A 20,001-nucleotide genomic window follows, 5' to 3' on the forward strand; every position below is an offset into this window, starting at 1 on the left:
CCGCGCGTAGTCGCCGCGGGGAAGGAGCCGCCCGATGCCCGCCACCGCCGCCCCCGCTCCCGCCGAAAGCCGCCGCGGCCGCCGCGCGCTGCGCCGGGTGCTGGTCGCGCTCCTCCTCCTGCTGCTGCTGCTGCCGCTGGCGGCGGCGGGGCTGTTCCTCGCCACCTTCGACGCCGAGGCCTGGAAGCCGCGCCTCGCCGCCGCGGTGGAGTCGGCGACCGGGCGGACGCTGACCCTGGCCGGGCCGGTCTCGGTCGCCTTCGGCCTGACCCCCGCCATCGCGCTCGAGGGGGTGGCGCTGGCCAACCTGCCGGGCGGCAGCCGGCCGGAGATGCTGACCCTGCGCCGCGCCGAGCTGCGCCTCGCCCTGCTGCCGCTGCTCGCGCGCGAGATCCGGGTGCGCCGTCTGGTGCTGGTCGAGCCCGACCTGCTGCTGGAGGCCGACGCCCAGGGTCGCCCGAACTGGCTGTTCCAGCCCGCCGCCGCGCCCGCCGTGCCGGCCGCCGAGGGGGCGTCCCGCCCGGCGGAGGCGGCGCGCGAGGCCGGGCGCCGCCTCGGCATCGCGGTGGACGCGCTGACCGTGGAGCGCGGGCGCGTGACCTACCGCGCCGCTCCGGGCGGAGCGTCGCCGCGCGTCGTCGCGATCGCCATTCCCCGCCTGGACGCGGCGGCGCCGGCGGAGGGGCCGGTCCGGCTGGAGGGAACGCTGCAGCACGCCGGCGTCCCGGTCGCGCTGCGCGCCGAGGGCGGCCCGCTCTCCGCCCTCGGCAGTCCCGGCCGCGCCTGGCCGGTCCGCCTGAGCGCGCACACCGAGGGGCTCCGCCTCGACGCCGAGGGCGCGCTGGCGGCGCCCGGTGCGGGCTGGCGGCTGCGCGTGCGGGCGGAGGCGGCGGACCTCGCCCGCCTCGCCCCGCTGGTTCCCGACCTGCCGCTGCCGCCGCTGCGCCAGGTGGCGGCGAGCGCCGAGCTCGCCGCGGCCGAGGCGGGCGCGCCGTGGCCCGTGACCGTCGCCGATCTCCGGCTGCGCGCCGGGCCGAGCGACCTCGGCGCGCTGCGCCAGGGGCTGGCGCTGAACCGGCTCGACCTCGCGGCCCCGGCGCCGGACCGGCCGGTGCAGGTGGCGGTCGAGGCGGCGCTCGGCCCGCTGCCGCTGCGGCTGGAGGGGACGCTCGGCGCGCCGCTCGCCCTGCTGCGCGGCGACGCGCCCTTCCCGGTCGAGCTCGCGCTCGGCGCCGGCGCGGCGAGCGGCACGGTGAAGGGCGCGATCGCCGATCCGCGGGCGATCGCCGGCGTCGATCTCCGGCTGGAGGGGCGCGTCCCCGATCTCGCCGAACTCCGCCCGCTGCTCGGCGACGGGCCGCTGCCGCCGCTGCGCGACGTCACCCTCGCCGCGCGCCTCGCCGAGCGCGGCGTCGGCTTCGCGGGCGGCGCCGTGCTGCGCGAGCTGCGCCTCGAGTCCCCGGCGGGCGACGTGGCGGGCGAGGTCGCCTACGCGATCGGCGCGCGCGACGCGGTGGCCGCGCGGCTCGCCTCGCGCCGGCTCCGGCTCGACGCGCTGCTGCCGCCGCGCCCGGCCGCCGCTTCCCCGGCCGCGGCGGCGCCGCCGCCCTCCGTGCCGCCCGGCGATGTCGCGCCGCGGCGGGTCATCCCGGAGATCCTGCTGCCCGTCGCCGCCCTGGGGCTGCTCGACGCCGATCTCGTCTGGCGCATCGCCGTGCTCTCCGGCCCGGGCGGCGCCGTCTGGCGCGATGTCGAGGCGCAGATCGCGCTGGAGGCGGGCCGGGGCCGCGCGGGGCTGCGCGCCGGCGCGACGCCCACGGCCGGCCGTCGCGAGGGCGGCGCGCTGTCGCTGACCCTCGGCGTGGAGGCGCGGCAGGACCCGCCGGCGGTCAGCCTCGCCGCGCGGGCGCCGGACCTCGATCTCGCCGGGCTGCTCGCGGCCTTCGGCCAGCCGCCGCGCGCCGCCGGCCGGCTCTGGCTGGCGGCCGACCTGCGCGGCCGCGGGCGCGACACCCGCGCCCTGGCGGCGACGCTGGACGGCGGGCTCGGCCTCGCCGCGACGGAGGGCGAGGTGGAGGCGGCGCTGCTCGAGCCGGTCCTGGCGCCGCTGCGCCGGAGCAACCTGCCGCTGCCGCCGCTGCCCGCGCGCATCGCCGTCTCCTGTCTGGCGCTGCGCGTGGCCGTCGAGGACGGGGTGGCGCGCAGCCAGGCGATGCTGCTCGATTCGGCGATCGGCCGCTTCGGCGGCGGCGGCGCGCTGAACCTGCGCGACGAGTCGCTGGCGCTGCGCCTCCTGCCCGACATCCGCGCCGCGGGCGTCGCGGTGCGCGCGCCGGTGCATGTCGCCGGCACGCTGGCCGCGCCGCGCCTCGGCGTGGACCCCGCCGCGGCGGCGGCCGGCGGGCTGGAGGCCTTCCTGTCGCTGCAGAACACGCCGGACCGCACGCTGCAGGCGCTGGCCGGCGCCCTCGGCGGCGGCGCGGCCGCGACGCTGCCGGACTGCGCCGCGCAGCTCGCCGTGGCGCGAGGCGAGAGCCGTCCGGCGCCGGCCGCGGCCCCGGCGCAGCGGCCCGCCGAGGCGCGGCCGGCCGCTCCCTCGCGCGAGCCGGCGCCCGGCCTGCCGGGCGGCGTGCCCCCGCCGGTGCAGAACCTGTTGCGCGGCCTGCTCGGGCGATGAGGCCGGGGAGGCCCCCTGGCGCCGCGTGACCGCCCCGGGCATGACGGCGCCGCCGCGCCACCGCCGCCCCCGCCGCGCAAGGGCCGGGAGAGATCATGAGACGATTCTGGGATACCGCCGCCATCGCCCCGCTGCCGGAGGGCGGCTTCGCCGTGCTGCTCGACGGCCGCCCGGTCCGCCTGCCCGGCGGCGCGCCGCGGCGCGTCGCGCACCGGCGCCTCGCCGTGGCGCTCGCCGCCGTGTGGAACGCCGCCGGCGGCGGCAAGGGCGGCGAGGCGGGGCTGGAGGCGCTGCCGCTCACCCGCCTCGTCGGCACCGCGCAGGAGCGGATCGCGCCGGACCCCGCGCCCACCGTCGCGGCGATCGCGAAATACGCCGAGACCGACCTGCTCTGCTACCGCGCCGAGGAGCGGCGCCTCGCCGAGCGCCAGGCGGCGGAATGGCAGCCGCTGCTCGACTGGGCGGCGCTGCAGCTCGACGCGCCGCTGCGCGTCACCTCCGGCGTGATGCCGGTGGCGCAGGACCCCTCCGCGCTCGCCGCGCTGCGCCGTGCGGTGGCGGCGCGCACGCCGCTCGAGCTTGCGGCGCTCGGCGTCGCGGTGCCGGCGCTCGGCAGCGTGGTGCTCGGCCTGGCGCTGGCGCTCGGGCGGCTCGACGCGGCGGAGGCGTTCCGCCTCGCCACGCTCGACGAGGCCTTCCAGGAGGCGTTCTGGGGCGTGGACGCCGAGGCGGCCGCGCGGCGCGCGCGCATCGCGGCCGAGGTGGCGCTGGCACGGCGGCTGATGGATCTGGCAAGCTCGGAGTGAGGGACGTGCGGGCAGGGGCGGCGGGACGCCGATGACGGAACCGCGCGGGGCGCGCCGGCGGTGAAGGGCCGGCGGATCCGCATCGAGGGCCGCGTGCAGGGCGTGGGCTTCCGCGACTGGATGGTGCGGGAGGCGACGCGGCTCGGCGTGCAGGGCTGGGTCCGCAACACCCTCGACGGCGCGGTGGAGGCGCTGGTGGCGGGCGAGGAGGCGGCGGTGCAGGCGCTCCTCACCGCCTGCCGCGCCGGGCCGCGCCTCGCGCGGGTGGACCGCATCGTCGAGGAATTCGCCGACCCGCCGGACGAACCGGGATTCCACCGCCGCCCGACCGCCTGAGTCGCGGCGGGTTGCAATCCGTCCGCCAAGCGGGCATATGCGCCTGGCCGGCGCGCGATCCCGCGCGCCCTGCGTCGCTCCGGTTGCGTGATCGGTCGCCCCTCCGGGGGCTGCGCCGGGCCGGAGCGCCGGTCGCCAGGCATCCACCGGAACAGCTCCAGGCACGCGGGGTGTTCTCGCTGCAACCCCATGACGCCCCGTGCGCTCGGCGCGCGGCGCGTCCGCGAAAGTGCGCCTCCCTTCATGTCCTTTCCTTCCCTCGGCCTCTCGGCGCCGCTGCTGCGCGCGCTGGAGGAGGCCGGCTACGCCTCCCCCACCCCGATCCAGGCGCAGGCGATCCCGCTCGCGCTCGAGGGCCGAGATCTGCTCGGCATCGCCCAGACCGGCACCGGCAAGACCGCGGCCTTCGCGCTGCCCCTGCTGCAGCGGCTCGCCGCCACGCCCGGCCGGCCGCCGCGCGGCGGCTGCCGCGCCCTGGTGCTGAGCCCGACGCGCGAGCTCGCCAGCCAGATCGCCGACGGGTTCAAGACCTACGGCAGGCATCTCGGCCTGTCCGTCGTCACCGTCTTCGGCGGCGTGCCGCACCGGCCGCAGGTGCGCGCGCTCGAGCGCGGGGCGGACATCGTGGTCGCCACGCCGGGGCGGCTGCTCGACCACCTGAACGGGCGCACGCTGCGGCTCGACGCGGTGCGGGTGCTCGTCCTCGACGAGGCGGACCGGATGCTCGACCAGGGCTTCCTGCCCGACATCCGGCGCCTGGTGCCCGCCCTGCCGAAGGACCGGCAGACGCTGTTCTTCTCCGCCACCATGCCGCGCGAGATCGAGCGCCTCGCCGCCGACCTCCTGCGCGACCCCGCCCGGGTCGAGGTCACGCCGGCGGCGACCACCGTCGAGCGCATCGCGCAGCGCGTGCTGTTCGTCGAGGCGGCGCGCAAGCGGGCGCTGCTCGCCGAGCTGCTGCGCGGCGAGGGCGTCGGGCGCACCCTGGTCTTCGCCCGCACCAAGCACGGCGCGGACCGCGTCGTGAAGCAGCTCGGCCAGGACGGCATCGCCGCCCACGCGATCCACGGCAACAAGAGCCAGGGCCAGCGCGAGCGCGCGCTCGCCGAGTTCCGCGCCGGCCGCGCGCCGGTGCTGGTCGCGACCGACATCGCCGCGCGCGGCATCGACGTGGACGGCGTGACGCATGTCGTGCAGTTCGACCTGCCGGACACGCCGGAGAGCTACGTCCACCGCATCGGCCGCACCGCGCGCGCCGGCGCCTCCGGCGTCGCGATCGCGCTCTGCGCGCCGGAGGAGCGGGAGAAGCTCGCGGCGGTGGAGAGGCTGATCCGCCTGCGCCTGCCCGCCGAGGACCGGCGGCAGGAGCGCGGCGCGGCGCTCGCCCCCCCTGGGGCGGGCGCCGGCGGCGGGAGGCGGCCGGACGGCCGCCCGCCGCGACCGCCGACGCGGCAGCCGCCGGCACCGGGAGGCAGCGGCGTTGCGCCGAGCCGCGAAGGCCGCACGCGTCCCGTTCCCGCAGCGGCACCGGACCGGAAGGACCGCCGCTGGCGCGACGCCGATTTCCGCGACGGCCTGGCCGAGCCCGATCCGCGCCTCTGCCGGGGTGGGCGCAACGACCGGCACCGCAGCGGGCGGCCGGCAGGCGGCGAGCGGCGGGCGGGAGCGGCCTAGCGCCCTCCTCGCCCGGCCGCGGGCGCCGGGACGGCGCCGGCGCGTGATCCGATCCGGAAGGATCCACGCGCCCGGCCGTCCCCGGCCCTCCACAATCGGCTCTACCCCCCGAACACCTCCGCCCACGCCGCCCGCAGCGCGGCGTCGGCCTCCTCCATCGTCGCCGTGACGCCGAGCCGCCACAGGCTGGTCACGCCGTGCCCGGCGAGGCCGCAGGGGACGATGCCGGAGAAGTGCGAGAGATCGGGGTCCACGTTGAGCGCGACGCCGTGCCAGGAGACCCAGCGCGTCACCCGCACGCCGATCGCGGCGATCTTCGCCTCGCCCCCCGCGGCGCGGTCGGCGACCCAGATGCCGACCCGGCCCGCGCGCCGCTCGCCGCGGATGTTGAAGCGGTCCAGCGCGCGGATCAGCCATTCCTCCAGCGCGTGCACGTAGGCGCGCACGTCCCGCGGCGGCACGCGCCCGTGCGGGCGGGCGAGGTCGAGCATGACATAGGCCGTGCGCTGGCCCGGCCCGTGATAGGTCCACTGCCCGCCGCGGCCGGCGCGGAACACCGGGAACCGGGCCGCGTCGTGCAGGTCCTCCGGCCGGGCAGAGGTGCCGGCGGTGTAGGTCGGCGGGTGCTCGAGCAGCCAGACCCGCTCGCCGGCCGCCCCGGCGCGGATCGCCGCCACCCGGGCCGCCATCGCCGCCAGCGCCTCCGGATAGGGCACCGGGGCGTCGGCGACAATCCATTCCGGCTCCGCACCAGGATCGCCGGGGCGCGTTGATGCCGGCGCCGTCATCGGCTATATGCCCCCGCCTGTCGCGAGCGGTCGTGGCGGAATGGTAGACGCGCCAGCTTGAGGTGCTGGTGGGGGAAACCCCGTGGAAGTTCGAATCTTCTCGACCGCACCACTTCCTCATCCTTCCTGAGGCGCCGCGCCTCCGCGGCGGCCGGGACCGGGCGGCGCCCGGCGCCGGCGGTCACCCGAGATGCCGGGCGAAGAAGTCGAGCGTGCGCCGCTGCGCCAGCGCGGCCGCGTCGGGCTTGTAGGAGGCGCGCTCCTCGCAGCCGAAGCCGTGGCCGGCGCCGGGATAGACGAAGATCTCCACCCCCGGCTGCGCGGCGCGGATCGCCTCCACGTCCGCCAGCGGGATGGACTGGTCGAGCTCGCCGAAATGCATTTGCACCGGGCAGCGCGGCGTCTCGTCCCTGGTCGCGGCGATGCCGCCGCCGTACCAGCAGCAGGCGGCGGCGAAGCGGTCGCTGCGCGTCGCCCCCCACCAGGCGACGGTGCCGCCCCAGCAGTAGCCGACGATGCCGCGCCTCGCCCCCGCCGGCAGCGCCGCGGCGGCGGCCTCGATGTCGGCCATCACCTGCGCGGGGGCGATCCTCTCGCGCAGCGCGCGGCCGCGGGCGACGTCCGCCGCCTCGTAGCCGAGCTCGACGTCGCGCTCCACCCGGTCGAACAGCGCCGGGCAGACCACGGCGTAGCCCTCCGCGGCGAAGGCGTCGCAGACGCGGCGCATGTGGCGGTTGACGCCGAAGATCTCCTGCACCACCACGAGCGCGCGCCGCGCCGCCGGCGGGCCGGCGCGCCAGGCGCCGAGGCGGTGGCCGTCGCTCGCCACGAGTTCGATGCGCATCCCTCGTCCCTCCCGATGCGCGGCGAGGCCGCGCCGGGGAGCATTGCCACCCGGGCGCGGCGCGGTCCAGCGGCCGCTCAGGCCGGCCGCCGCCGGAGCGCGCCGAACAGCCCGCGCGCGCCCCGCGCGAGGCGGGCGTTCACGCCGGGGACGCTCATCAGGAGCATCAGCGCGACCAGCCCCGCCAGCACCGCGCTGATCGGCCGCGTGAAGAACGGCGTGACGTCGCCGCCCGAGAGCACCAGCCCGCGCAGCAGGTTCTTGTCGAGCAGGTCGCCGAGCACGATGCCGAGCACGAGGGGCGCCATCGGGAAGCGCAGCTCGCGCAGCACGAAGCCGACCAGCCCGGCGCCGAGCATCACCCAGACGTCGAACAGCCGCGAGGTGATGGCGAAGGCCCCGACGCAGCACAGCACGAACACCACCGGCATCAGCCGCTCGCGCGGGATCAGCAGCACCCAGAGCAGCGGGCGCACCAGGATCAGGCCGTAGAACAGCTTCACCATGTCGGCGACGATCAGCATCGCGACGATCTGGTAGATGAACTCCGGCGTGGTGATCGCGAGCATCGGGCCCGGGTTGAGCCCGTGGATCATCATCGCCGCCATCAGCACCGCCGCCGGCGCGCTGCCGGGGACGGCGAGGGTCAGCACCGGGATGATGGCGCCGGGGACGCAGGCGCTCTCGCCCGTCTCGGCGGCCATCAGGCCCTCGATGCTGCCCTTGCCGAACCTCTCCGCCTCGCGGCTCGCGCGCTTGGCGGCGGCGTAGCTGGTCCAGGCGGCGATGTCCTCGCCGAGGCCGGGCATGGCGCCGATGAAGGTGCCGATCGCGCCGGAACGCAGGATGGTGCGCCAGTACTGCAGCACGTCGCGCAGGCGGGGGATCACGGAATCGATCTTCGAGGACACCGCCCGCACCGCCGGACCGCGCATGGCGGAGAGCACCTCGGCGACGCCGAACACGCCGACGAGGACCGGCAGCAGGCCGAGCCCGCCAGCGAGGTCGGTGCTGCCGAAGGCGAAGCGCGGATAGGCGTGGTTCGCCTCCTGCCCGATGGTGGCGACGAACAGGCCGAGGAAGCCCGCGATGTAGCCCTTCAGCGGATCGCCGCCGGAGAGCGAGCCGGCGATGACGATGCCGAACATCGCCACCCAGAACATCTCGTAGGACTGGAACTCCAGCGCGTACTCGCCGATCACGGGGGCGAACAGCGCGAGGCACAGCGTGCCGAACAGCGTGCCGAGCCAGGAGCCGGAGGTGGAGATGCCCATCGCCCGGCCGGCGAGCCCCTGCCGCGCCAGCGGGTAGCCGTCGAGCGTCGAGGCGGCGGAGGCCGGGGTGCCGGGGATGTTGAGCAGGATCGCGCTGCGCGAGCCGCCGTAGATGGCGCCGACATAGACGCAGACCAGCACCAGCAGCGCCACCGAGTGGTCCATCGAGAAGGTGAGCGTGGTGAGCAGCGCCACCCCCATGGTCGCGGTCAGCCCGGGCAGGGCGCCGATGACGATGCCGACCAGCGTCGCCCACAGCGCGTGGAACGCCGCGCCCCCTTGCAGCACATGGGCGAAGCCGGCGCCGAGCATGCCGAGCGCGTCAAGCATCGTCGGCGATCACGGCAGGCGCACGAGGAACAGGTCCTCGAAGACGAGCTGCACCGCCCATCCGGTGCCAAGCCCGAGCGCCGCCGCCTCGGCCAGCCGGCGCCCGCGCCCGGCCGGGCCGCGCGGCCACTCGAAGCCGGCGGTGAAGGCGAAGACGAACAGGGCGGTCGCGAGCCAGAAGGGCAGCCGCCCGACCAGGAACCCGGCATACAGCGTGCCGAGCGCGGCGGCGGCGGAGAGGCGCAGCGCGTCCTGCCGCCGCGGCGCCCTGGCCGGGCCCGGCGCGCCGCCGCGCAACGCGCCGCGCCGCACCGCGCGCAGGCCGAGCACGAGCGCGAGCAGCGCGATCACCGTGCCGTGGAAGCCCGGCACGATGCCCGGCGCGGTCAGGCCGGTGCCCGACTGCTCGGCGAAGGTCGGCATCCGCAGCGACAGCGCCAGCACCGCGAGCCCGAAGGCGAGCAGCACCGCCGCCGCGAGCAGGTCGGCGCGCGGCGAGACCGGCGCCCGCTCGCCGGCGAAGGGGGAGTGGACCTCCGGCGCCGCCGGGTCGCTGCCGCTCAAAGCCGCTGGATTCCGATCGTGTCGGGCGAGATCCGCGCCTTGCCGCCGTCGTAGTAGAGCCAGGCGGTCTGGCGCACCATCTTCCACGCCTCGTCGTAGGCCCGCTGGCCATGGAGCGGCGTGAACAGCGCCGCGCGCTGTGCCGCGTAGTCCTTGAGGCGCTGCGAGTTCGCGATGCGCTCCTCCCACACCCGCGTCATGGTCTGGATCACCGGCTCCGGCACGCCCTTCGGCGTCCAGATGCCGAAATAGTTGAGCGGCGCCGGGATGTCCGGGATCCAGCGGCGGATCGAGGGGATCTCGCCGTAGCCCGCGAGCGTCACCGGCTGCTCGGCCTGCACGGCGAGCGGGATCAGGCGCCGCGCCTTGATCATCTCCGCCGCCTCGACCAGCAGCACGGCGCCCACCGGCACCTCGCCCGAGACGGCGGCGACGGTGGCCGGCGCGCCGCCGTCGTAGGTGGCGTGGCGGTACTGGATACCGGTCGCGGCGCGGATCGCCTCCATGAAATTGTGCCCGGCCGAGGAGACGCCGGCGGTGGAGATGCCGATGGACTGGCCGCGCGCCTTCAGCGCCTCCAGCAGCTGGCCGAAGTCGCGGAAGCCGCTGTTCGGGTTGGCGACGACGATATTGACGTTGGCGACGGCGAAGAACAGGTGCCAGTCCTTGAGCTCGGTGTCGAGCAGGCCGAGCACCTTGTAGCAGCCGACGTCCACCGCCGCGCCGGCGGCCCAGGTGAGGCCGTCGCGCGGCGCCTCGAGCGCGTTGCGGGTGCCGATCGAGCCGGAGGCGCCGGGCTGGTTCACCACCACGAAGCGCTGGCCGATCGCGGCCTCGAGCTCGGCGGCGACGATGCGCGCCATCTGGTCGGTGCTGCCGCCGGCGGCCCAGGGGACGATGATCGTCACCGGCCGCTCCGGCCGCCAGGGGAGGTTCGGCAGCGGCTGCGCCCCGGCCCGCGCCGGCGCCACCCCGGCGAGCGCGGCGGCGGTCGCTGCGAGGAATTCCCTGCGTTGCATCTTCGCCTCCCTCGAAGGCCCGTTGCGGCGGGCGGGCGACCCGCTGGTGGCGCGGATGGTGCGGCGCCCTGCGCGCAGGCGTCAAGGCACGCCGATCAGCCGAATTCCGGCCCGGCGAGGGCGATCAGCGGCGCCGGATCGCCGGGCGGGGTGGTGCGTCCCAGCACCATGCGGGTGAAGGGCCGTTGCGCGGTCGCGCCGTGCGCGGCGCACCAGGCGGCGATGCCGGCGGCGGCGTCGCGCAGGTCGGCGAGCGCGCGCGGCGCGCCGGGCGCGGCCGGCGGCAGCGCGGCGAGGGCGGCGGCGAGGAGCGCGCGCGCCGTCGCCGCATCCGGCGCCAGCAGGGGGCCGAGCTGCGGCGCGCGCAGGCCCTCGCGCCCGAGGATGAAGCCGCGCGGCGCATCGGCCGCATCCGGCGCGACCCACGCCGCCTGCGGCAGCCGCGCCGCGAAGTCGCGCAGCAGCGCCGCGCGCGGCGCGCCGAAGGCGGCGGCGTCGAGGGCGAGCAGCGCCGGCCAGTCCGCCTCCCGCAGCGGGCGCAGCGCCACGCCGGGCTCCCGCGGCAGCGCCGCGGGCAGCGCCCAGCGGCGGAAGCCCCAGGCGTCGCGGAAGCCGAGGCGGCGATAGACCTCGCGCCCGGCCGGGGTGGCGTCGAGCCCGACGCAGGGCACGCCGGCGAGCGCCGCGACCGCCCAGCGCATCAGCGCGGTGGCGAGGCCCTGGCGGCGCCGGTCCGGGCGCACCAGCACCATGGCGATCCAGGCGACCTCGGCGCCGTAGGGAAGGATCGCGGCGGTGGCGGCGAGCGCCGCGGGGTCGCCGTCGTCGAGCGCGCGCACCTCCCCCTCGCGCAGGAACAGCGCCCAGTCGGCGGCGGTCTGGTTCCAGCCGGCGAGGGCGGAGAGCGCGGCGGCGCGCGGCAGGTCGGCGGCGGCAAGCGGGCGGAAGGCGGGCATGGCGCGGCGACGCTCGGCGGCGCGCGGCGGCGCGTCAAGCGGCGGCCGGCGCGCCGCCGTCCTCGCCCGGCCATGCCGCGCCGACGCGCCGGCCGGGCGCCGGGGCCGCGGGCGGCGGGCTTGACGCCGGCCGGGGCGCGCCCTCCACTCGGCGCCATGCCGGCCGATGCGCCGCGTCTTCTGCTGCTCGGCTGCGGCGCCTTCGGGCGCGTGCACCTCGCCGCGCTCGCCGCGCTCGGCCTGGCGCCGCGGGTGCTGGGGTTCGATCCCGATCCGGCGGCGGCGACCGCCGCCCGCGCGGCGTTCCCGTGGCTCCGCCTCGCCGCCGGCCTGGAGGCCGGGCTCGCCGCCTGCGACGCCGTCATCCTCGCCACCCCGGTCCCGACCCACGCCGCGCTCGCCGCGACGGTGCTCCGCGCCGGGCGCGACCTGTTCCTCGAGAAACCGGCGGTGGAGCGGGCGGAGGAGGCGCGGGCGCTGCTCCGCCTCGCCGCGGAGCGGGGACGGATCGTGCAGGTCGGCCTCTACTTCCGCAGCCACCCCAAGGCGCGGGCGCTGCGCGCGCTGATCGCGGAGGGCGCGTTCGGCCGCCTGCACTGGCTGGCGGGGCGGTTCTCCGGCCTCAAGCGCGCGCGCGGCGATTCCGGGGCGCTGCTCAACGACGCGGTGCATTTCGCCGACCTCCTGCCCTGGCTCGCCGGGGCGCCGGTGGCGCGGGTGTTCGCCCAGCTCGCCGATCCGCTCGGGCGCGGGCGCGAGGATCTCGCCGTGCTGCAGCTCCGCTTCGCCGACGGCGCGCTCGGGCTGATCGAGGCCGGCTGCGTGCTGCCCGGCCGCTGGCCGGATGCCGTGGTGCCCGGCGCCGAGACGCGCAAGGAGATCGCCGTCGCCGGCAGCGCCGCGCTCGCCGAGGTGGACTTCGCCGCCGAGACCTTCCGGCTGCGCCGCGGCCGCCACCGCCCGGCCGCGGGCGGCGCCTTCGTGCCGGAGCACGCGCCGGCCGAGACGGTGGCGGCGCCGGCGGCCGGTCCGGTGCAGGTGGTGGCGGCGGAACTCGCCGCCTTCCTCGACTGCCTCGCCGCCCGCCGCGCGCCGGAGGCCGATCTGCGCGCCGGCGCGCTGCTCCCGGCCCTGGTGCTGGACGCGGCGCGCCGCTCGGCGCAAGAAGGACGGGCGGTGGCGGTGGAGGAGGCGTGATGCGCATCGCGCTCTGCAACGAGGTGGTGGCGGTGCTGCCCTTCGCGCGGCAATGCGCGCTCGCCGCCGCGCTCGGCTACGACGGCATCGAGATCGCCCCCTTCACCCTCGACCGCGAGGCGCCGCATCTCCTGCCCGCGGCGCGGCGCGCCGAGCTGCGGCGGACGGCGCAGGAGGCGGGCCTCGCCATCACCTCGCTGCACTGGCTGCTGGTGGCGCCGCCGGGCCTCTCCATCACCAGCGCCGATCCGGCGGTGCGCGCGCGCACGCTCGAGGTGATCGAGCGGCTGATCGGGCTGGCCGCCGACCTCGGCGCGCGGCTGCTGGTGCACGGCTCGCCGGCGCAGCGGCGCGTGGCGGGGCCGGACGACGCGGCGCGGGCCGAGGAGGCGATGGCGCGCGCCGGCGAGTGGGCGGCGCGCGCCGGCCTGACCTACTGCCTCGAGCCGCTGGCGCCGCGCGAGACCAACTGGGTGACGACCGTCGCCGAGGCGGCGGCGGTGGTGCGGCGCCTCGGCGTGCCGGGCCTGCGCACCATGCTCGACGTCTGCGCCGCCGGCAACGGCGAGGCGGAGCCGGCGGCGGCGCTGCTCGAACGCTGGGTGCCGACCGGCCTGATCGCGCATGTGCACCTGAACGACCGCAACCGCCGCGCCCCGGGCCAGGGCGCCGACCGCTTCGGGCCGATCCTCGCCGCGCTGCGCCGCGCCGGCTACGCCGGCGACTGCGCGGTGGAGCCGTTCGAGTACCTGCCCGACGGGCCGACCTGCGCCGCGCGCGCCATCGGCTACCTGCGCGGCCTGCAGGAAGGGGAGCCCGCCGCATGACCGCCGCCCCGCGCTTCCGCATCCTCGCCATCGAGCGGCGCGAATGGCCGTTCCGCCTGCGCCTGCCCTTCCGCTTCGGCGTCGTCACCGTCACGCACGGCCGCCAGGCGGTGGTGCGCGCGCGCATCCGCACCGAGGACGGGCGCGAGGGCTGGGGCGTGGCGGCCGAGACGCTCGCCGCCAAGTGGTTCGACAAGGACCCGCGCTGGACCGACGCGCAGAACGAGCACCAGCTCCGCCGCGCGCTGGAGATCGCGGGCGAGGCCTCGCTCGCCGCCGGCGCCAACACCGCCTTCGGGCACTTCGCCGACGCCTACGCCGACCAGGTCGCCGCCTGCGCGCGCGAGGGGCTGAACCCGCTGGTGGCGAGCTACGGCCGCGCGCTGGTGGACCGCGCCGCGCTCGATGCGCTGCTCAAGCTGCACGGCGCGAGCTTCTGGGCCGGGATGCGCGCCAACATCGGCGGCATGGCGCCGCACCCCGTCATCCCCGACCTCGCCGGCTTCGACTTCGCGGCGATGCTCGCGGGCCTCGCGCCGCTGCGGCGGGTGCATGCGCGGCACACGGTCGGCCTCGTGGACCCGATCACCGCCGCCGACCAGGCGGAGCGCGTCGGCGACGGCCTGCCGGAGACGCTGGAGGAGGTGGTCGCCGCCTACCGCCACCGCTACTTCAAGCTGAAGGTCGGCGGCGACGCGGCGGCCGACGTGGAGCGGCTTGCGCGCATCGCCGCGGTGCTCGACCGCCTGCCCGGCGCCTACTACGCGACGCTCGACGGCAACGAGCAGTACGCCGACGCGGAGGGCGCGCTCGCGCTGTGGCGGGCGATCGAGGCGGAGCCGCGGCTGGCGCGGCTCCGCGCGGCGATCCTGTTCATCGAGCAGCCGGTGAAGCGGGCGCAGGCGCTCGCGACCGGCATCGCCACGCTCGCCGCCGCCCGGCCGGTGATCATCGACGAGAGCGACGGCGAGCTCGACGCCTTCGTGCGCGCGCGCGCGCTCGGCTATGCCGGGGTGTCGAGCAAGGCGTGCAAGGGGGTGTGGCGGTCGCTGGTCAACCTCGCGCGCTGCCGGGCGTGGAACGCGGCCGAGCGCGGCGAGCGGTTCTTCCTGAGCGCCGAGGACCTGACGACGCTCGCCGGGGTGTGCGTGCAGCAGGACCTCGCCCTGGTGGCGCTGCTCGGCCTCAACCACGTCGAGCGCAACGGCCACCACTTCGTGGACGGCTTCGCCGGCCGGCCGGCGGCGGAGGCGGCGCGCTTCCTCGCCGCGCACCCGGACCTCTACGCGGCGACGCCGCGCGGGCCGCGCCTTGCGATCCGCGACGGGATGCTGGCGCTCGATTCGCTCGACACGCCCGGCCTCGGGGCGAGCGTCGAGCCGGACTATGCGGCGATGGAGGAGATGCCGCGCGCGGCGTGGCCGCCCCCCGCCGGCGGCGGCGCCGCTACTCCACCCTGATCCGCGCCTCGCGCACGACGCGGCCCCACTTCTCGCGCTCGGCGCGGAGGAACCCGGCGAGCTCCTCGGGCGTGGAGGAGGCGCCGTCCACGCCGACGCTGCGGAACCGCTCCTGCACCCGCTCCGACTCGAGCGCCTGCCGCACCGCCTGGTTGAGGCGGCGGATCGCCGGCTCCGGCGTGCCGGCCGCGGTCATCACCGCGCCCCAGGAGGTGGCGACCGCTTCCGGCCATCCGGCCTCGGCGATGCTCGGCACCTCGGGCAGCAGCGGATGGCGGCGCGGCCCGGTGACGGCCAGCGCCCGCACCTGGCCGGCGCGGATGTTGCCGACCGCGCCCGCGATCTGCAGCAGCATCATCTGGATGGTGCCGGCCACCAGGTCGTTCATGGCGGCGCCGCTGCCGCGGTAGGGCACGTGCAGCAGGTCGATGCCGGCGGCGATCTTGAACAGCTCGGTCGCGGTGTGGGTGGAGGCGCCGTGCCCGGACGAGCCGAAGGAGAACGCGCCCGGCCGCGCCTTCGCCAGCGCCACGAACTCCGCCAGCGTGCGCGCGGGCACGCCGGGGTGGACGACGATCACCATGTCGGAGGTGTAGGCGAGGGAGACCGGCGCCAGGTCCCTCGCCGGGTCGAAGGGCATGGAGCGGTAGATGTGGGGGTTGGTGGTGAGCAGGCCGGTGCCCGCCATCAGCAGCGTGTGCCCGTCCGGCTCGGCGCGCGCCGCCAGCTCGCCGCCGATGTTGCCGCCCGAACCGCCGCGGTTCTCGACCACCACGCTCTGGCCGAGGAGCTCCGCCATGCGGTCGGCGAGGATGCGGGTGGCGACGTCGGTGCTGCCGCCGGCGGCGTAGGGGACGACGAAGCGGATCGGGCGGGTCGGCGCCCAGACGGCGGGCTGGGCGAGGGCGAGGCCGGGCGCGAGCGGCGCGGCGGCGAGCAGCGTGCGGCGGCGGATCATGCGGCGTTCTCCTGGCGCCCCTCCTATCCCCGAAGCGGGGCCTCGCGTCCAGGCGGCGGCGCGCCTCAGCAGGCGCTCCGGTGCCGCTCCTTCATCACGCGCAGCACGTGGTCCGGGTCCTCGGCCCACCAGCGGCGCGAGAGCAGCTCGATCTCCAGGAAGCCGGCATAGCCGGCGCCCTCCACCATGCGGCGCAGGGCCGGGATGTCGATCACGCCGTCGCCCGGCATGCCGCGGTCGAAGACGAGGTCGGTGGTCGGCACCAGCCAGTCGCAGGCGTGGAAGCCGAGGATGCGCCGCCCGGCGCGGGCGATCTGGCGCGCGACGTCCGGGTCCCACCAGACGTGGTAGCAGTCCACCGCCACGCCCGCGCCCTCGCCCAGCTCGTCGCAGAGGTCGAGCGCCTGGGCGAGGGTCGAGAGCACCGAGCGGTCGGCGCAGGTCATCGGGTGCAGCGGCTCGAGCGCGAGCGCCACGCCGGCGGCGCGCGCCTCGGGCAGGATCGCGTGCAGGCCCTCGCGCACCATCTCGCGCGCGCCGGGCAGGTCCTTGGAACCGGGCGGCAGCCCGCCGCCGATGACGACGAGGCAGGCGGCGCCGAGCGCGTGCGCCTCGGCGATGGCGCGGCGGTTGTCCTCGATCGCGGCGGCGCGGCCGGCGGCGTCGGCGGCCGGGAACATGCCGCCGCGGCAGAGGCCGGTGACGGCGAGGCCGGCGTCGCGGATCTGCCGTGCGGCGCGCGCGAGGCCCATCTCGGCGAGCTTGTCGCGCCAGGGCGCGATGCCGGGGATGCCGTGGCGCGCGCAGCCCTCGATGCACTCGGCGAGCGACCAGCGCTCGCGCACGGTGACGGTGTTGAGCGAGAGCGGCAGCATGGCTCAGGCGACGCCGTGCAGGGCGAGCAGGTGGCGCATCCGCGCCACGGCGAGATCCGGGTCGCGCAGCAGGCCGGCGGCGTCGGCGAGGCGGAACAGCTCGGCGAAGTGCAGGATCGAGCGCGCCGACTGCTGCCCGCCGACCATCACGAAGTGGTCCTGGTGCCCGTTGAGCCAGGCGAGGAACACGACGCCGGTCTTGTAGAAGCGGGTCGGCGCGCGGAAGATGTGGCGCGAGAGCGGCACGGTCGGCGCCAGGATCGCGTGGAAGGCCGCGAGGTCGTTGCGCGACAGCGCCGCCAGCGCCCCCCCCACCGCCGGCGCGATCGGATCGAAGATGCCGAGCAGCGCGTCGGAATGGCCGTGCTCGTCGCCGGCGATCAGCTCGGCGTAGTGGAAGTCGTCGCCGGTGTACATGCGCACGCCCTTGGGCAGGCGGCGGCGCATGGCGATCTCCTTGTCCTTGTCGAGGAGGGAGATCTTCACCCCCTCCACCTTCGCCGCGTTGGCGTGGATGACGGCGAGCGCGGTCTCCATCGCCTGCCAGTGGTCGCGGCTGCCCCAGTAGCCCTCGAGCGCGGGGTCGAACATCTCGCCGAGCCAGTGGATGATCGCCGGCGCGCGGAGCTGCGAGAGGATGCGGCCGTAGACGCGCTCGTAGTCGGCCGGGCCGCGCGCCGCCCGCACCAGGGCGCGCGAGGCCATCAGGACGATGCGCCCGCCCATCGCCTCGATCGCCCCGCACTGCTCCTCGTAGGCGCGGATCACGTCGTCGAGCGTGACCTCGGGGCCGGGGGCGAGATGGTCGGTGCCGGCGCCGGAGAAGATCACCGCCCCCGGGGTGTCGCGCGCCGCCTCGAGCGAGCGGCGGATCAGCTCCTTCGCCCCCTCCCAGTCGAGGCCCATGCCGCGCTGCGCGGTGTCCATCGCCTCGGCGACGCCGAGGCCGAGCGACCAGAGGTAGCGCCGGTAGGCGACGGTGCGCTCCCAGTCGATGCGCACGTCGAGCCAGGGGTCCTGCTCGGCGAGCGGGTCGGCCACCACGTGCGCCGCGGCGAGGGCGACGCGCGGGAAGGGCGGCGTCGCGCGCGGGAACTCGCGCGGCGCGCTCGTGGCGAAGGGGACGAGGCGGCGGTCCGCGGTCGGCAGGGCGATCGTCGGCATGGCGTTCAGGCCTCCAGCCGCGGCAGGTCGATCCAGCGCCGCTCGCGCCAGCTCTGCAGCCCGGCCTCGGCGAGCTGCACGCCCTTGGCGCCCGCCAGCAGGTCCCACGGGAACTCCGCCACCTCGCCCGCGACGTGGCGCAGGAACAGCTCCCACTGGGCGCGGAAGCCGTTGGGGTAGGCCTCGGTGTCCGGCACCTCCTGCCAGCCGGCGAAGAAGTCGATGGTCTGCGGCACGTCCGGGTTCCAGACCGGCTTCGGGGTGTTGACCCGGCTCTGCGTCCAGCACTTCTGCAGGCCGGCCACCGCGCTGCCGTGCGTGCCGTCCACCTGGAACACGGCGAGGTCGTCGCGCCGCACGCGCGTCACCCAGGAGGAGTTGATCTGGGCGACGATGCCGCCGGCGAGCTCGAAGGTGGCGTAGGCGGCGTCGTCGGCGTCGGCCCTGTAGCGCCGCCCCTGTTCGTCCACCCGCTCCGGGATGTGGGTGGCGCCGAGGCAGGAGACGGCGCGCACCTCGCCGAACAGGTTGTCGAGCACGTAGCGCCAGTGGCAGAGCATGTCGAGGATGATGCCGCCGCCCTCGGCCTTCCTGTAGTTCCAGGAGGGCCGCTGCGCCGGCTGCAGGTCGCCCTCGAACACCCAGTAGCCGAACTCCCCCTTCACCGCGCAGATGCGGCCGAGGAAGCCGGAGTCGATCACCAGCTTCAGCTTGCGCAGGCCGGGCAGGAACAGCTTGTCCTGCACCACGCCGTTCTTCACCCCCGCCCGGCGCGCGAGGCGGGCGACCTCGAGCGCGTCCGCGAGGTTGTCCGCGCTCGGCTTCTCGCAATAGACGTGCTTGCCGGCGGCGATCGCCTTGCGCAGCAGCCCGGCGCGCATCCGGGTGGTGGCGGCGTCGAAGAACACCGCATCGCGCGGGTCGGCGAGCGCGGCGTCGAGGTCGGTCGAGACGCGCGCGATGCCGTGCGCCTTCGCCAGCGCCTCCAGCTTCTCGCGGTTGCGCCCGACCAGGATCGGGTCGGGCATCAGCCGGTCGCCGTCGGCGAGCGGCACGCCGCCGTCGGCGCGGATCGCGGCGATGGAGCGGACGAGGTGCTGGTTCGTCCCCATGCGCCCGGTCACGCCATGCATGATGATGCCGATGCGGCGCTCCGCCATGCGTCGGGTTCTCCTCAGGAAAGCCAGCGGTGCAGGTTGTCGCGGACGAAGGCGTCGTCGGTGAGCTGCGGGTAGCGGCGCGCCACCGCCTCGATCAGCGCCGCCTGGCCGGGCGAGAGGCCCTCCTCCGGGTCGAGGCACCAGGTGCCCTCGAGCAGCCCCTGGCGGCGCAGCACCTCGTGGCAGCCGGCGATCACGCCGCGGAAGCCGTTGGCGACGTCGAACACGGCGGCGTTCATCTCCGTCACCTGCGCATCGAGCGCGAGCAGGCCGGCGGGCAGCGTCAGCCCCCGCCCCTCGGCGCGGCAGCGCGCGTGCAGGTCCACCGCGGCCCTGGTCCAGACCGACCAGTGGCCGAGCAGGCCGCCGACGATCCGGAGCACCACCTCGCGCCCGTCGTGGCACAGCGCGAAGGGGGTGAGGAGGTCGGCGACGATGTGGTCGTCGTTGCCGGTGTAGAGGGCGATGCGCTCCTCCGCCCCCGCCTCCAGCACGCCGCGCAGCACGTCGAGCGTGGCGTAGCGGTTGAAGGGGGCGATCTTGATCGCGACGGCGTTCTCGATCGCGGCGAAGCGCCGCCAGAAGCTCGCCGGCAGCGGCACCCCGCCGACCGCGGGCTGGAGGTAGAAGCCGAACAGCGGCATCTCGCGCGCCACCGCCTCGCAGTGGGCGATCATCTCGTCCTCGGAGGCGCCGCGGAAGGCGGCGAGCGAGAGCAGCACCGCGTGGTAGCCGAGGCCGCGCGCGATCCGCGCCTCGCGCACCGCCTGCCCGGTGCGGCCGATCGCGCCGGCGACCAGGATCGCGGTGCCGCCGCGCTCGGCCGCGGCCTCGGCGGCGATGCGCAGCACCGGCTCGTAGAGCCCGGCCTCGCGGATGGCGAACTGCGTGGTGTGCACGCCGACGGCGAGCCCGCCCGCGCCGGCGTCCAGGTAGTAGCGCGACAGCGCCCGCTGCCGCCGCGCGTCCAGCTTCCGCTCCGCGGTCAGCGCCAGCGGATGCGCCGGGATCACGCAGCCCTCGCGCAGCCGCTCCAGCATCCCCGCGGGCCAGTCGCTCCAGCGCAGCACCTCTCCCTCCCCGGCCGCTCCG

The 20,001-nt window shown here is 77.0% G+C and carries 18 protein-coding genes and 1 tRNA gene; 8 read left to right on the forward strand and 11 right to left on the reverse strand.

Annotated features, from left to right (window positions below; all coding sequences use genetic code 11):
- Positions 1–34: 34 nt before the first annotated feature.
- The 4 genes from K1J50_RS09880 (at position 35) to K1J50_RS09895 (ending at position 5,493) form a co-directional block, all read left to right on the forward strand.
- Positions 35–2,677: an AsmA family protein gene (locus K1J50_RS09880; protein WP_220117550.1), complete on the forward strand. Its 2,643-nt coding sequence runs from the start codon at positions 35–37 to the stop codon at positions 2,675–2,677.
- Between the two features lie 95 nt (positions 2,678–2,772).
- The gene (locus K1J50_RS09885) at positions 2,773–3,483 is read left to right on the forward strand and encodes an ATP12 family protein (protein WP_220117551.1); all 711 of its coding nucleotides are present in this window, start codon (positions 2,773–2,775) and stop codon (positions 3,481–3,483) included.
- Positions 3,484–3,543: 60 nt separating this feature from the next.
- On the forward strand, positions 3,544–3,819 hold the full coding sequence (locus K1J50_RS09890; RefSeq protein WP_220117552.1) for an acylphosphatase: 276 nt from the start codon (positions 3,544–3,546) through the stop codon (positions 3,817–3,819).
- Between the two features lie 243 nt (positions 3,820–4,062).
- Positions 4,063–5,493, forward strand: a complete 1,431-nt coding sequence (locus tag K1J50_RS09895) for a DEAD/DEAH box helicase (RefSeq protein ID WP_220117553.1) — start codon at positions 4,063–4,065, stop codon at positions 5,491–5,493.
- Positions 5,494–5,594: 101 nt separating this feature from the next.
- Here the strand turns inward: K1J50_RS09895 and lipB are convergent, their stop codons facing one another.
- A complete protein-coding gene (gene lipB, locus K1J50_RS09900; protein WP_220117554.1) occupies positions 5,595–6,281 on the reverse strand; it encodes a lipoyl(octanoyl) transferase LipB in 687 nt (228 codons plus the stop codon).
- A gap of 26 nt (positions 6,282–6,307) precedes the next feature.
- On the opposite strand from lipB, the gene K1J50_RS09905 reads away from it, so the two are divergent.
- Positions 6,308–6,393 (forward strand) — tRNA-Leu (locus K1J50_RS09905).
- 69 nt (positions 6,394–6,462) lie between these two features.
- Here the strand turns inward: K1J50_RS09905 and K1J50_RS09910 are convergent.
- The 5 genes from K1J50_RS09910 to K1J50_RS09930 all read right to left on the reverse strand — a co-directional run bounded on the left by K1J50_RS09910 (position 6,463) and on the right by K1J50_RS09930 (position 11,268).
- Entirely contained in the window at positions 6,463–7,125 is a 663-nt protein-coding gene (locus tag K1J50_RS09910) for a dienelactone hydrolase family protein (RefSeq protein ID WP_220117555.1), read from the reverse strand.
- A gap of 77 nt (positions 7,126–7,202) precedes the next feature.
- A complete protein-coding gene (locus K1J50_RS09915; RefSeq protein ID WP_255575154.1) occupies positions 7,203–8,729 on the reverse strand; it encodes a tripartite tricarboxylate transporter permease in 1,527 nt (508 codons plus the stop codon).
- Between the two features lie 9 nt (positions 8,730–8,738).
- Positions 8,739–9,293, reverse strand: coding sequence for a tripartite tricarboxylate transporter TctB family protein (locus K1J50_RS09920; protein ID WP_220117556.1), 555 nt, complete (start codon positions 9,291–9,293; stop codon positions 8,739–8,741).
- The gene (locus K1J50_RS09925) at positions 9,290–10,312 is read right to left on the reverse strand and encodes a tripartite tricarboxylate transporter substrate binding protein (RefSeq protein ID WP_220117557.1); all 1,023 of its coding nucleotides are present in this window, start codon (positions 10,310–10,312) and stop codon (positions 9,290–9,292) included. Before K1J50_RS09925 ends, K1J50_RS09920 begins: the two co-directional genes overlap by 4 nt.
- A 95-nt stretch (positions 10,313–10,407) precedes the next feature.
- Entirely contained in the window at positions 10,408–11,268 is an 861-nt protein-coding gene (locus K1J50_RS09930; protein WP_220117558.1) for a GNAT family N-acetyltransferase, read from the reverse strand.
- A gap of 156 nt (positions 11,269–11,424) precedes the next feature.
- Between K1J50_RS09930 and K1J50_RS09935 the strand changes: the two genes are divergently transcribed.
- From K1J50_RS09935 to K1J50_RS09945, 3 genes are read left to right on the forward strand one after another with little or no spacing between them, the layout of a single operon-like run.
- Positions 11,425–12,465: a Gfo/Idh/MocA family protein gene (locus K1J50_RS09935; protein WP_220117559.1), complete on the forward strand. Its 1,041-nt coding sequence runs from the start codon at positions 11,425–11,427 to the stop codon at positions 12,463–12,465.
- Positions 12,465–13,292, forward strand: coding sequence for a sugar phosphate isomerase/epimerase family protein (locus K1J50_RS09940; RefSeq protein ID WP_220117560.1), 828 nt, complete (start codon positions 12,465–12,467; stop codon positions 13,290–13,292). The genes K1J50_RS09935 and K1J50_RS09940 overlap by 1 nt, the downstream gene beginning before the upstream one ends.
- Positions 13,289–14,752, forward strand: coding sequence for an enolase C-terminal domain-like protein (locus K1J50_RS09945; protein WP_220117561.1), 1,464 nt, complete (start codon positions 13,289–13,291; stop codon positions 14,750–14,752). The genes K1J50_RS09940 and K1J50_RS09945 overlap by 4 nt, the downstream gene beginning before the upstream one ends.
- Here the strand turns inward: K1J50_RS09945 and K1J50_RS09950 are convergent.
- The 5 genes from K1J50_RS09950 to K1J50_RS09970 all read right to left on the reverse strand — a co-directional run bounded on the left by K1J50_RS09950 (position 14,739) and on the right by K1J50_RS09970 (position 19,979).
- Positions 14,739–15,710 carry a Bug family tripartite tricarboxylate transporter substrate binding protein gene (locus tag K1J50_RS09950; protein ID WP_220117562.1) on the reverse strand — a complete coding sequence of 324 codons (972 nt, stop codon included), beginning with the start codon at positions 15,708–15,710 and terminating at the stop codon, positions 14,739–14,741. The genes K1J50_RS09945 and K1J50_RS09950 overlap by 14 nt on opposite strands.
- A 65-nt stretch (positions 15,711–15,775) precedes the next feature.
- The gene (locus tag K1J50_RS09955; protein ID WP_220117563.1) at positions 15,776–16,585 is read right to left on the reverse strand and encodes a sugar phosphate isomerase/epimerase family protein; all 810 of its coding nucleotides are present in this window, start codon (positions 16,583–16,585) and stop codon (positions 15,776–15,778) included.
- A 3-nt stretch (positions 16,586–16,588) separates the two neighbouring features.
- The gene (locus K1J50_RS09960; protein WP_220117564.1) at positions 16,589–17,749 is read right to left on the reverse strand and encodes a dihydrodipicolinate synthase family protein; all 1,161 of its coding nucleotides are present in this window, start codon (positions 17,747–17,749) and stop codon (positions 16,589–16,591) included.
- A gap of 5 nt (positions 17,750–17,754) precedes the next feature.
- Positions 17,755–18,909, reverse strand: a complete 1,155-nt coding sequence (locus K1J50_RS09965) for a Gfo/Idh/MocA family protein (protein WP_220117565.1) — start codon at positions 18,907–18,909, stop codon at positions 17,755–17,757.
- Positions 18,910–18,923: 14 nt separating this feature from the next.
- Positions 18,924–19,979 carry a dihydrodipicolinate synthase family protein gene (locus K1J50_RS09970; protein ID WP_369413568.1) on the reverse strand — a complete coding sequence of 352 codons (1,056 nt, stop codon included), beginning with the start codon at positions 19,977–19,979 and terminating at the stop codon, positions 18,924–18,926.
- Positions 19,980–20,001 lie beyond the last annotated feature (22 nt).

This window comes from Caldovatus aquaticus, from assembly GCF_019458025.1.
GTDB lineage: Bacteria > Pseudomonadota > Alphaproteobacteria > Acetobacterales > Acetobacteraceae > Caldovatus > Caldovatus aquaticus.